The sequence below is a fragment of the Lentzea indica genome (assembly GCF_012184385.1).
In the GTDB taxonomy this organism is placed as follows: Bacteria; Actinomycetota; Actinomycetes; order Mycobacteriales; family Pseudonocardiaceae; genus Lentzea; species Lentzea indica.
Window position 1 is genome coordinate 1 of the sequence record NZ_VSRL01000266.1, and the last position, 11833, is coordinate 11833.

The 11833-nt window shown below is 69.0% G+C and carries 13 protein-coding genes and 1 pseudogene; 5 read left to right on the forward strand and 9 right to left on the reverse strand.

The window, feature by feature from the left end; all coding sequences use genetic code 11:
- From FXN61_RS40750 to FXN61_RS40760, 3 genes and pseudogenes are all read right to left on the reverse strand, one after another.
- Positions 1–1256, reverse strand: a pseudogene (locus FXN61_RS40750) (TIGR02680 family protein); the annotation flags it as partial.
- Positions 1253–2446, reverse strand: coding sequence for a TIGR02678 family protein (locus tag FXN61_RS40755; RefSeq protein ID WP_167979215.1), 1194 nt, complete (start codon positions 2444–2446; stop codon positions 1253–1255). The gene FXN61_RS40755 and the pseudogene FXN61_RS40750, both read right to left, overlap by 4 nt.
- Positions 2443–3915: a DUF2397 domain-containing protein gene (locus FXN61_RS40760; protein WP_167979216.1), complete on the reverse strand. Its 1473-nt coding sequence runs from the start codon at positions 3913–3915 to the stop codon at positions 2443–2445. Before FXN61_RS40760 ends, FXN61_RS40755 begins: the two co-directional genes overlap by 4 nt.
- Positions 3916–3987: 72 nt before the next feature.
- On the opposite strand from FXN61_RS40760, the gene FXN61_RS40765 reads away from it, so the two are divergent.
- Positions 3988–4920, forward strand: coding sequence for a cobalamin biosynthesis protein (locus FXN61_RS40765; protein WP_167979217.1), 933 nt, complete (start codon positions 3988–3990; stop codon positions 4918–4920).
- Here the strand turns inward: FXN61_RS40765 and FXN61_RS40770 are convergent.
- The 6 genes from FXN61_RS40770 to FXN61_RS40795 are packed head-to-tail and all read right to left on the reverse strand — an operon-like array spanning position 4828 to position 8448.
- Complete coding sequence (locus tag FXN61_RS40770; RefSeq protein WP_167979218.1) at positions 4828–5643, reverse strand: SURF1 family cytochrome oxidase biogenesis protein; 816 nt, start codon at positions 5641–5643, stop codon at positions 4828–4830. The genes FXN61_RS40765 and FXN61_RS40770 overlap by 93 nt on opposite strands.
- 21 nt (positions 5644–5664) lie before the next feature.
- Positions 5665–6219, reverse strand: coding sequence for a PIN domain-containing protein (locus tag FXN61_RS40775; RefSeq protein WP_167979219.1), 555 nt, complete (start codon positions 6217–6219; stop codon positions 5665–5667).
- Positions 6220–6678, reverse strand: a complete 459-nt coding sequence (locus FXN61_RS40780; protein ID WP_167979220.1) for a helix-turn-helix domain-containing protein — start codon at positions 6676–6678, stop codon at positions 6220–6222.
- Positions 6679–6737: 59 nt separating this feature from the next.
- Positions 6738–7280, reverse strand: a complete 543-nt coding sequence (locus FXN61_RS40785) for a DUF1349 domain-containing protein (RefSeq protein ID WP_246292768.1) — start codon at positions 7278–7280, stop codon at positions 6738–6740.
- 5 nt (positions 7281–7285) lie between these two features.
- Positions 7286–8017: a fructosamine kinase family protein gene (locus FXN61_RS40790; protein ID WP_167979222.1), complete on the reverse strand. Its 732-nt coding sequence runs from the start codon at positions 8015–8017 to the stop codon at positions 7286–7288.
- The gene (locus tag FXN61_RS40795; protein ID WP_167979223.1) at positions 7996–8448 is read right to left on the reverse strand and encodes a low molecular weight protein-tyrosine-phosphatase; all 453 of its coding nucleotides are present in this window, start codon (positions 8446–8448) and stop codon (positions 7996–7998) included. Before FXN61_RS40795 ends, FXN61_RS40790 begins: the two co-directional genes overlap by 22 nt.
- A 63-nt stretch (positions 8449–8511) precedes the next feature.
- On the opposite strand from FXN61_RS40795, the gene FXN61_RS40800 reads away from it, so the two are divergent.
- From FXN61_RS40800 to FXN61_RS40815, 4 genes are read left to right on the forward strand one after another with little or no spacing between them, the layout of a single operon-like run.
- On the forward strand, positions 8512–8718 hold the full coding sequence (locus FXN61_RS40800) for a hypothetical protein (protein ID WP_030472678.1): 207 nt from the start codon (positions 8512–8514) through the stop codon (positions 8716–8718).
- A gap of 36 nt (positions 8719–8754) precedes the next feature.
- Positions 8755–9750 carry an Rv2231c family histidinol phosphate aminotransferase CobC gene (gene cobC, locus FXN61_RS40805; RefSeq protein ID WP_167979224.1) on the forward strand — a complete coding sequence of 332 codons (996 nt, stop codon included), beginning with the start codon at positions 8755–8757 and terminating at the stop codon, positions 9748–9750.
- Complete coding sequence (locus tag FXN61_RS40810) at positions 9747–10802, forward strand: Nif3-like dinuclear metal center hexameric protein (protein ID WP_167979225.1); 1056 nt, start codon at positions 9747–9749, stop codon at positions 10800–10802. Before cobC ends, FXN61_RS40810 begins: the two co-directional genes overlap by 4 nt.
- Positions 10799–11536, forward strand: a complete 738-nt coding sequence (locus FXN61_RS40815) for a zinc ribbon domain-containing protein (RefSeq protein ID WP_167979226.1) — start codon at positions 10799–10801, stop codon at positions 11534–11536. The genes FXN61_RS40810 and FXN61_RS40815 overlap by 4 nt, the downstream gene beginning before the upstream one ends.
- Positions 11537–11833 lie beyond the last annotated feature (297 nt).

Below are 11833 nucleotides of genomic sequence, written 5' to 3' on the forward strand. Positions count from 1 at the left end.
CGTGGTCGACCCGAGGCCTCGGCGGCCGGGACCTGCGGCACGTCCGGTGCCGAGGTCGGCGTCCATCCCGCCAGGCGCAGGTTCTCGCGCAACGGGTCGCTCAACGCGTCCGCCGCGGACAGGTCTTCGGCGAGACGGCGCAGCAGCCGCAGCACGTTGTCGACGGACGCGTCTTCCTGGGCGCGCTGGCGGTGCGCGGTCTCCAGGGCGGCGACCGCGGAGGAACGCTTCTCCGCCACCAGGTTCTCGCGCGTCTTGAGGTCCTGCAGGTCGCGGAACGCGGGCAGTTCCTTCAGGGCCGCGATGGTCTCCTCGGCCTGTTGCTCGCCGGTCTCCATGTCGACAAGTGCCTGCTCGGCCGCCGCGCGCTCCATCCGCGTGACGTCCAGCTCCTGCGTGAGCTTCGACTGCTCGCGCTGCAGCTTCGTCACCGACTTCTCGGCGGACTCCAGCCGTTCGGCAGCGCTTCGAAGCCCGCCGAACGCGTAGTCGCTGTAGGTCTTGAGGAACGTCGACAGTGCACTGTCCGCAGAGGACAGTCGCACGATGTTCTCGCGGATCGACTCCAGGTCGTCGAACGACGTCGCGAGCTGCTCGACCATCGTCTGGTCCAGCGGCGGCAGTGCGTCGCTGAGGATCTGTTCGAGCTGGCCTTCCAGCACCTTCAGACCGACGTCCGGGTTGCGCAGCGTCCGCTGGAGGTGCAGCAGGTCGCCGTACCGCGCGGACGGAACGCCGTAGACGGTCTCGGCGATCTTCGCGCGGAACGCCGGCTCCTCGAACATGCAGTCCGCGCCGATCAGGTCTCTGAGCTGCGCCGGACCGTGCGGAACCCGCTCAGGACCTGCGAGCTGCAGTTCCGTGCCGACGCGCATGGGCGTGACGAAGCGCCACGAGTCCGTGATCGCCTGCGAGGTCTTCGACGCCTTCACGCCGAGGCCGCACGTCAGGTACTCGTTGCCCGAGTGGTCGGCCGCTTCGCGGATCAGCTCGATCCAGGCGTAGCCGATGCGGTTCGGGCCGCCGTCGTAGTCGTCCAGCATCAGGCGCCGGATGCTGACCGTGTCGAAGCCCTTCGAGCCGAGCTGGCGCAGGTCACCGTCCAGGCACAGCGGGAGCAGCAGCTCCAGCGTGCGGGACTTGCCGGAACCGTTGGTGCCCTGGAAGATCGCGCGGCCACCGGAGAAGTCGAACGTCTGCTCGGTGTACTGCCAGATGTTGACCACGCCGCCGCGGTGCAGCCGCCACCTGCTCATGAAACGTTCTCCTCGTCGAACAGGGACCAGCTCGGTACTTCGGGCACCACAACGGGTTCCGGTTGTTCACGGTCGGGATCGCCGTCGGGCGAAGGCAGCCAGCGGTTCGCCGCCGCGCTGATCGACCACGCGCCGTCTTCCGCCGGCACCGCGAGACCCATGCGGCGCAACAACTCCGTCACCTCGGCGACCAGCCGGTCGAGGTCGTCGGTGAACTGCTTCGACCACGCGGCAGGGTAGTCCTCGACCAGACCGGCGCAGACCTCGTGGATCCGTTCTGTGGAAACGACGTGCCGCGCGGGCGGGTCTTCCGACTCGCTCTCGACGAGGTCGGGCAGCGCGAGCAACGTGATGCGCGCGACTGTCGAGACGCCTGGGAACGACAGGTCTGTCAGGAAGTCCTCGGGGTCGGCGGCGAGCACGCCCTCGACCCGGCACTCGGTGTGGAGGCCGAACGCCTGCTCCAGCAACGCGGTTTCCTTGCGCTGGTTGCGCCTCAGCCACTCGGCCTGGTCGTCCGGCAGGTCCGCGTAGAGCACCAGCGGTGTCTCCACGAGCTTGCGGCGCACCGCGTGCTCGATACCGCGCGGGCCGGGGCGGGCCGCCAGTTCGACGAGGTGAGCAGGACTCCTGGCTTCACCGACCGGGCCCGTGACGAGCTGGCCGAGCAGGTCCGTGTCGATGGTGATCAGGGCTTCCTGCGGCAGCATGTCCTGCGCGACCGAGCCTTCGGTTTCCTGCAGCACACCAAGGGAAACGAGGTGGCGCAGGGCCGCGGTGAGGGCGCGTCGCTCGGTGACGTCGTCCGGTGCGTCGATGCCCGCTTCCACCGCGGCGGAGCGGATGTCCGCGACGAGCCGCGACAGCAGCGTCTGGCGGCCGATGCCCGTGAGCACGGCGAGGGTGAGGGCCAGGTAGGCGTAGCCGCGCGGGGACATGCTGAGCACGCCACGGGTGTCGTCGTGGCCGGGACCGGACTTGTAGAGGCGCGCGAAGCGGCGTTCCACCACCAGCCGGTAGCCGAGCAGGCTCGCGAACAGGTCCTGCAACACCGCGCGGTGCCGGTAGACGAGGCTGAGCAGTTCGCCGTCCGGGCCGTCCGACCGCAGCAAAGGCCTGCGCAGCAACGTTCGCGCGCACCGCACCACGTTGGCGGCGTCGATGTCGGAAAGGTTGTCGAAGTGGTTCATTGCTTCAGTGCCACCGTCGCGTCGTGCAGGGTGAGCGTCCCGGCGGCGGACCTGATCTGCGTCGTGGTGCCGTGGGCGATCTCGAGTTTGAGGCCGCGCACGGGGTCGCTGGCCGATCCGCTGTCGTGCGGAGAGTCTCGCTGAGCCATCGCGAGCGTCAGCAGCTCGCAGAAGACCTCCAACGCGCCGTGCGTGAGCGAGGCGTTCTCCAGGTTTCCGGCGGCCTTGGTCAGTTCAGCGACGTGCCTGGCGCGGATCTCGTCGGCCTCACGGGCTTCCGCGAGCAGCGACTGCTCGGTCATCGGGTCGTCGAGGATCCTGGACGGCCTGCCGCGCGCTCCCCGGTCGCCCCTGCTTCTGACGCTGACCGTGACGTCGCAGACCGGGCCGTCGCGCCACGGCGTCCGCTCGTTGTCCGAGTCGTGTTCCGGTGCTGGGGAGAGGTGGCGCGCGCTGTAGAGGCCGAACGCGGCCGCGTAGATCTCGTGGGCTTCCTCGCGGCTCGAGTTGTCGAACCAGCTCGCGAGCTTCAGCAGTTCGGCGCGCCGGCCGGGCAGCAGGCCGCCACCGGACGTCGCCCGCTTGACGCTGGCCAGGAGGCTGCCGATCGCGCGGGCCGTTGCTTCGCGCAGTGCCGTGACCTGGCTCGGGCGGCCTGGACGGTCGACGAACCAGTCCGTCAGCTCCTGCCAGTCCTCCGGCGTGCGGCCGCGGGCGCGTTCGACGTTGTGGCCGAGATCGGTGCCCAGGAGACGGAGGAGTTCACCACGCGCTTTCGTGAAGCCGGCCAGGGCCTCCGCGATCGGCGGCGTGTACTTCAGGACGTCCTCGACGACCCGCTGGATGTACTCGACCAGCAGGTTCCGGAAGCCCGCGATCTCGTCCGGCGCGAGGTGGTTCCGCGTCACGACCTGGCCGAGGTAGGCGTAGAAGTCGCGGACGGTCGCCGCGAGCTCGGCGTGCTGCAGGAACAGGGTCGTGACGCGCTCGGCGAGGAGCTCCTTGGTCTTGTCGCCCTCGTTCAGCAGCGCGACCGACAGCGATCCGCCCAGCTCGTTGAGGCCGCGTTCGATGGCGGGCAGCAGTTCGCGGGAGACCTCGCGGGCGCCTTCCGGGACCCTGAGCAGCTCGTCGACGTCGCGCTGGACGCGGACGGCGAGCTTGGAGACCTGGTACCGGACGCTGCCGTGCTGGAACTCGGCGATGCTCGCCGCGACCACCTCGCGACGGCCCTGGACCAGGTTTCCCCACTCGACCAGCTGCTTGAGGCGGTTGATGACGTTCTCGATGCGGCTTTCGCCCTGCTCGACCCTGCCCTCGCGCTCCAGCCCCGCCAGCGCTCCAGCGACCTCGCCCGCAGACAGGTCGGCCAGCAGCGTGGAGGTGAACAGCCGCATGATCGCCAGGTACGTGCGCTGGTGATCGCGCGCGTCCAGATAGGCGTACAACTTCAGCCGCTTGTGCTCCACGACCGGCCACCCTAATGCGCGCGCTGGTGTGCTGCGCCGCTACCGTGCCTACGTCGACCTGGGGAGGATGCTGTGGGCGCGGGGCGCGCGTTGGGGTTGTTGCTGGGCGTGGCGGCGGACGCGGTGTTCGGTGACCCGCGCCGATTTCACCCGGTAGCGGCATTCGGAAACTCTGCCGCGGCACTTGAGAAGCGGGTGTACGCGGACTCCCAGGCCGCTGGCGTCGTGTATTCAGCGGTGCTGGTCGGCGGGACCGTCGCGCTTGGTGTGGCGGTGGAGCGCGTCGCTCGTCGCCACTGGCTGGCGCAGGCGTTGACGACCGGTCTGGCGACCTGGACGGTGCTCGGCGGCAACTCGCTCGCCGTCGAGGGCACGTCGATGGGCCGTGAGCTCGCTGAGGGTGATCTCGAATCCGCTCGTGAGCGTTTGCCCAACCTGTGCGGCCGTGACGCGTCCCGCCTGGACACGATGGGCCTGGCGCGCGCGACCGTGGAGTCCGTGGCCGAGAACACCTCCGACGCCGTCGTGGCGCCGTTGTTCTGGGGCGCGGTCTTCGGCGTTCCCGGGCTGGTGGGCTACCGCGCGGCCAACACGCTGGACGCGATGGTGGGCCACAAGTCCCCGCGCTACCTGCGTTTCGGCTGGGCTTCCGCACGCTTGGACGATCTTCTGAACCTGCTGCCCTCGCGGCTGGCGGCGTTGCTGACGATCGGCGGCGCACCGGTGGTCGGCGGATCGGCTTCGCAGGCGCTGGAGACCTGGCGCCGTGACGCCTCAGCGCACCCGTCGCCCAACGCGGGTCAGGTCGAGGCGGCCTTCGCCGGTGCACTGGAGATCCGGCTGGGCGGCCGCACCGTCTACTCGCACGGCGTCGAGGAACGCCCGGTGATGGGCCACGGCCGCAACCCGGACTCAGGTCACGTGACGCGTGCGGTGGAGCTGTCCCGCGTCGTCGGCTTCTCCGCGGGTCTCGTCAGTGCCTTCGTCGCTCTCTTCCGCAAGTAGCTCGGCGATCGACTTCTTCTTGGGGCGTTCGCTGAGCACACCACCCGGCCGTGCCTCGCGAATGGTGAAGTACAGCCAGCCACCGACCGCCATGACCCCGAACGCGATCCACTGCAGCGCGTAGGAGAAGAACGGCCCCGATTCGATCCTCGGCAACGGCAGCGCGTCCAGCACACCCGGCTGGCCCTCGACCAGCTGGAAGTAGCCGGGCTCGATGCCGGGCCCGACGGCGTTGTTGTTGATCGAGTAGATCTGCCGGCGCCCGTCCTGCTCGAACGCGGGCTGCTCGTTCGACTCGTTCGGCCTGGCCAGCCCGACGAGGGTGACCTCGTCGGTGGGGGGCGCTGCGAAGTTCGGCGGCTTGATGCCGTTGATCGGCCTCACGTACCCGCGGTCGATGAGGATCGTCTGGCCGCTGGTGGTCTTGAACGGCGTGATGACCTCGAACGCGGCCTCGCCCTGAACGGTGCGGAGACGTGCGAGCGCTTCCAGTTCCGGTAGGTAACGGCCCTTGAGCTCGACCTTCTGCCACTCGTCGTGCTGCTCGCCGAACGGCACCGGTGGGTTCTTCAGCGACTTGGTGATGGCGGCGTTCTGCGCCTGGCGCTCGTCGTTGCGGCCGAACTGCCAGGGCGACAGGAAGTAGATGCAGGCACCCGCGAACACCCAGACCGCCAGGGTCAGCGCCAGCCAGCCCGGCTTGAGGAGGAACTTGAACCGCACGTTCTCACGGTAGATGACTGTTCAGAGCGCCCGGAGTTCGGCCACTGACTGGACCAGGCCACAGCGTTCGAGCGACTCGAGGACGTCCCCGATCGTGCCGGGAGGGTTGCGCCAGGAGTTCGCGATCTGGTGGACGCAGCTCCACACGACCTTGGCGTTGAGTCCGATCTGGTCGCAGACGAAGTCGTCCGCGTCCTTGGGATCGATGTCCCACTGCCGCAGCGCTTCCACCGGGAAGTCTTTGAGGTTGTTGGTCACGATCACCTGCGCGCGAGCCCTGATCGCGGCCGCGAGCACGTGGCGATCGTCCGGATCGGGCAGGTCCAGCGCGGGAATCAGCGGCTCACGACCCGTGACCAGGCAGTCGCGGATCGCGGTGAGCATCAGGGACCGCGTGCGCCTGAGCTGCTCGTCGGAGAGGTCCGGCCTGCTCTTGCGGAGGTTGCGGAACACCTCATCAAGGATCTGCTCTGTCCACTTGGCTTGAACGAGACCTGCCGCTGCGATTCGGATCAGCAGGTCTCGCAGGGTGCTCGGGTAGAGGACATTGGCGTCGTAGAGGACGACGAAACTCACTCAGGCCATGCCCATCTCTTGCGTGAGCGCCGACAACTCGTCTGCGGCTCGCCGCCGCCGTTGGTCGTCGTTGCGCATGTATTCGACCAGTGACACAGCCTTGATGCGGCGGTGCTTGCCCACCTTGCGGTACTCGATCTCGCCTGCTTCGAGCAGGCCGATCAGGTACGGACGTGACACGTTCAGCAAGTCCGCGGCCTGTTGCGTGGTCAGTTCGGCGTCAGCGGGCACGACGGACACGCCATGACCAGCGGCCATGTAGGCGAGGATCTGGGCCAGGAGTTCGACGGCGGCGCGTGGCAGCACCAGCACGTCGTCGGTCTCCTCACCCCTGACGCGGACGTCGCTGTCGTCGTCCTGATGGTTGTGCAGATAAGCCTTGACCGTGGTCAGCGCGGCATGAGCGGTGACAACGTCGTCATCGTCAGGCTGGACAGCTCGTAGTGCTGCGGAACTCATCGATCACCTTCCTTCCGCTATTCGAATTATCCGCAGTATTCGAAGCAAGCGCAACGCCACTATCGGGTGAGCTGGACCTCGTGGAACTGGGTCGCGAACCCCGCACCCACCGGGCTGGCCACCATGATCCCGGCCTTGGCCTCGACCTCCGGCGGGAAGTAGGCGTGGCGCAGCAGCGTGGCCGGCTCCTCGCCGTCAAGGCCGTACCTCACCCACACGGCGTTGCCCTCGCGTTGCGCGCTGATGGTGAACCGCTCGAACGCGCCCGCCGTCACCAGGCTCCAGTCCGAGAAGCCGCGGGTGACGACGGTGCTGGCCCGCAACTCGCCGTCGAACTGCTCGACACCGGCCTTGACCCAGTTCTCGTCGTCGATGACCAGGCCGATGCCCGCCTGGTCGTACTGCGCCGCGAACTCGCCGCTGAAGGTGGCGGTGATGGTGAAGTCGCCGGCCAGCGTCGCGCCGTAGAGGTGCCCGTTGTTACGGACGACGCCGCTGCTGGTGACGCGCCAGAAGTCGGTGTTCGGATCGGCGTGCACGGTCAGGGGATCGGTCGACCACTTGCGCGGCTCGTTCAGCCACGTCCACCCGGTGAGGTCCATGAACCTCATCCTCGCAAAACCGCACGCGCCGCGGCCAAGGCTTCCGACCGATAGCCGCCGCCGAACAGCACGGCGTGCACGAGCAGCGGGAACAGCTGGTGCAACGGCACGCGGGCCTGCCAGCCGTCGGCCAGGGGCGCGATCTCCTGGTAGGCGCCGAGGACGTGGTCGAGGAACGGGCAGCCGAAGAGCTGGAGCATCGCGAGGTCGCTCTCGCGGTGGCCGCCGTGTGCGGCCGGGTCGATCAGCCACACCTGGCCGTCGGCGCCCCACAGCACGTTGCCGCTCCACAGGTCGCCGTGCAGCCGCGCGGGAGGTTCCGGCGGGCCTGCGAGATCGGCGATCCGCTCGCAGACTTCGCCCAGGTCGATGCCCGCCGGCTCCGCGTAGGGCCGGATGCGTTGTGAGGCGAACCACTCCGGCCACGACGGTGCGGGTTCGTTGATCATCGGCGCCATGCCGATGGTGGCCTCGCGCGGGCCGCCGGGTGGTGGAGCACCGAACGCTTCAGCGCCGGCCAGGTGCAGAACGGCGAGACGGCGGCCGAAGGTCACGGCTGCCTGAAGATTTGGCGTGCCGTGCGGGATCTCGTCGATCACCAGCCGGCCGTCGACCGCCTCGTGCACGAACGGAACCGGCGGACCACCCTCGACACGCAGCCACCGCAGACCCGCCGCCTCGGCGGCAGTGGCCTGCGGTGACTGGTGTTTCGTCCTCAAAGCCGCTCGCGAACCCATGCGATCAGCCCCGGCATCGCCGCCTCGATCATGACCAGCACGTCCGTGAACCCGGAGTTGTCGCCGTAGTAGGGATCCGGCACGTCCACGCCATCGGCGTCCGGATCGAACGAGCGCAGCAACCGGACGTGATCAGGATCCGCCATCCGGCGCAAAGCGCGAGCGTGCCCGGTGTCGAGTGCGACCAGCAGATCGGCGTCCAAGTGCAGGTCAGACACCTGCGCGGCCACGTGGTCGGTGGGATATCCGTTGTCCGCCAACGTCTTCAGCGCCCGCGGGTCGGCGGGGTCCCCGACGTGCCATCCACCGGTGCCCGCGCTGGACACGGTGACCAAAGACGACAATCCTTCCCGGAACAGCCATTCTCGGAAGACGAGCGCTGCCATGGGGGACCGGCAGATGTTGCCGGTGCAGACGAAGGCGACCTTCACCGCCACACGGTAACGCTCAACCGCTGTCGCAAGATGTACCGACAAACGACATGGAGGCCGCCCATGCAGACAGGTACCGACGTGCCCCCGCAACGGGAGATCATCGGGTGCACCGACGCTCTAGGGCGCCGTCGTGCGTTCGAGGTGTACCTCAACGAGAAGGGGCGCGTCTGCTTCCGCACCCCGCCCGGTGAGTCTGCGCAGCTCGACGCGTTCCAGCTGGACGAGCTGATCAGCCATCTCACCGAGCTCCGCCGCTACATGCAGTGACGCGGGCGTCTGAGCTGGTCGCCTAGAATCCAGGCGATGACCAGCCCAGACCTGCGCCACCACGGTGACGTCGACGCCGCACCAGGCCTCGCAGACTTCGCCGTCAACGTGCGGGTGCCGCGCCCGCCCGATTGGCTGCGCGAACGGCTGGCCGCGGCGCTCGACGGCCTTGGCTCCTACCCCTCGAAACTGGCTGAGCAACGCGCTCGCGAGGCTGTCGCACGCCGTCACGGGCGCTCGCCGGACGAGGTTCTGCTGCTCAACGGTGCCGCCGAGGGCTTCGCGCTGCTGCCGAAGCTCGCGCCGCGCCGTGCCGCGATCGTGCATCCCGGCTTCACCGAGCCCGAAGTGGCGTTCCGCGACGCCGGAATTCCGGTCGAACACGTCCTGCTCGACGGCGACTTCACGCTGTCCGAGACCTCCGTGGACGCCGACCTGACCGTCATCGGCAACCCGACGAACCCGACGTCGGTGCTGCACGAGGCCGCGAAGCTCAAGACTCTGCCCGGCCTGCTCGTCGTCGACGAGGCGTTCATGGACGCCGTGCCCGGCGAGCCCGAGTCGCTCGCGCACGACCCCGGCGTGCTGGTGTTGCGCAGTCTCACGAAGACGTGGGGACTCGCGGGGCTGCGCGCTGGTTACTTCCTCGGTGACCCGGAGATCCTCCAACGGCTGGCGCACGGCCGTCCGCACTGGCCCGTCGGCAGCCTGACGCTGGAAGCGATCACCGCGTGCTGCTCGCCGGAGGCGCTGGAAGCCTCGGCACGGTTCGCGCTGGAAGCCGCCGAGCACGCCGCGTACGCCTTGGAGCAGCTCCAAGATCTGGTCGTCGTGCCGCCGCGAGCGCCGTTCCTGCTGGTCAGGGTGCCAAGAGGTACGCGGGAGGCGTTGCGGGACAAGGGGATCGCCGCACGGCGCTGCGACACGTTCCCCGGACTCGACGACACGTACCTGCGCGTGGCGATCCGGCCGCCGGAGGAGTTCGCGGTGTTCGTGGACGCGCTGCGGGTAGTGATGGAGGAACTGGCGTGAAGCTCGCAGACGTGATCGCGGTGCTGGAGTCCGCGTATCCGCCGAAGACCGCCGAGAAGTGGGACGCGGTCGGACTGGTGTGCGGTGATCCGGATGAAGAGGTCACGCGCGTACTGGTCTGCGTGGACCCGACATCGTCCACTGTGGACGAAGCGGTCGAACGGGACGCGCAGCTCGTGCTCGCCCATCACCCGTTGCTTCTGCGCGGCGTCAACGGTGTTCCGGCCAACGACCCCAAGGGTGCGTTGGTGCACAAGCTGATCCGGAACCGTGCCGCCTTGTATTGCGCGCACACCAACGCGGATTCGGCTCTGCCTGGCGTGTCGGACGCGCTGGCCGAGGCCATCGGGCTCACGATCACCGGGCCGCTCGACGCCGCGTCGCGCACGCCGCTGGACGTGCTGACGACCTTCGTGCCGGTGCCGGGCGCGGAGCAGGTGCTGAAGGCGTTGACCGACGCGGGAGCCGGTGTGATCGGCGAGCTGACCAGGCACGAGGACACCCGGCTGGAGCTGGTCCTGCCGCGCTCACGCCGCAACGCCGTCCTGGCCGCGTTGCGAGCCACCCACCCGTACGAAGATGCCGGCTTCACGCTGCAGGAGATGGCCGATCTGCCTGGCGACACCGGGACGGGCCGGATCGGCGAGCTGCCGGAGGCGGAGCCGCTGAGGGTCTTCGCCCAGCGGGTGGCCGACGCGTTGCCCGCGACCGTGCAGGGCGTGCGGGCAGCAGGTGACCCGGAACGCCTGATCAAGCGGGTCGCGGTGTGCGGTGGCGCCGGCGACAGCTTCCTCGGCACCGTCGCACGCGCGGGCGTCGACGCCTACGTGACGGCCGACCTGCGGCACCACCCGGCGAGCGAGCACATCGAGTCCGGTGGACCCGCGTTGGTGGACGTGGCGCACTGGGCCAGCGAGTGGCCGTGGTGCGAGCAGGCGGCGGGAATCCTGGGTGAGGCCTTCGGCGGTAGGGTCGAGGTACTCGTCTCCACCCGCCGGACCGACCCGTGGACCGTCGGTGCGACGAGCTCAGCAGTAGGAGGACATGCGTGAAAGCCGATCCCGCAGTGCAGCGCAGGCTGCTCGACCTGGCCGAGGTCGACGCCGAACTGGCGCGTGTCACCCACCGTCGCCGCACGCTGCCCGAAATCGCGGAGATCGCCGAGGCCGAGCGGCAGGTGCGCGCGAAGCAGGACGCGCTGGTGGCCATCGAGACGACGCTCACCGACCTCGACCGCGACGTGAAGCGTCAGGAGACCGAGATCGACCAGGTCCGCGCCCGCGAGGAGCGCGACCGCAAGCTGATGCAGGCCGGCTCGGTCGGCGCCAAGCAGCTCACCGACCTCGAACACGAGCTGGCCACCCTCGAACGCCGCCAGGGCATCCTCGAAGACGACCTCCTGGAACTCATGGAACGCCGTGAGGCCGTCGAAGCCGACGTCTCCTACGCCCGCGTCGCGCTCGACAAGTCCCGCGAGACCCTCGAAGACGCGGCGCGGCGGCGTGACACGGCCCTCGCAGACCTCGAATCCACCGAGACCAGGCGCACCGCCGACCGCTCGATGATGACCAAGGGCTTCCCGGACGACCTGCTGAAGCTCTACGACCGCCAGCGCGAGCAGCGCGGCATCGGCGCGGCCCTCGTTCAGTCCCGCCGGTGCGGCGCGTGCCGGATCGAGCTGGACCGCAGCGCCATGTCGAAGCTCAAGGAGGCCGCGGCGGACGAGGTCGTGCGGTGCGAGGAGTGCGGCGCGATCCTGGTCCGCACCTCGGAGTCGGGCCTGTAAGCAAGCACTCAGGTGAATTGAAAGACGGGGTCGTCGCAACGTTGGACGGCCCCGTTTCGCGTCAGGCAGACGACACTTCCGCCAGTGTCGGAGAGCGTGAACGAAGGACGCCGCCCATCGACGGTGCCGGTCGACCGCGAGCAGGCCCGGGAATCAGTCCTCCGACCAGCCGAGGCCTTTCGCGACGTGCTGCAACCACGCCAAGTTCGCGGCGAGGTCCGTCCCCACGCCGGCCGGCGGAGGACGGCCGTGCTCGTCGGCCGGGTGAGCGCCTGGCCGGACCGCTGTCTGCGCAGG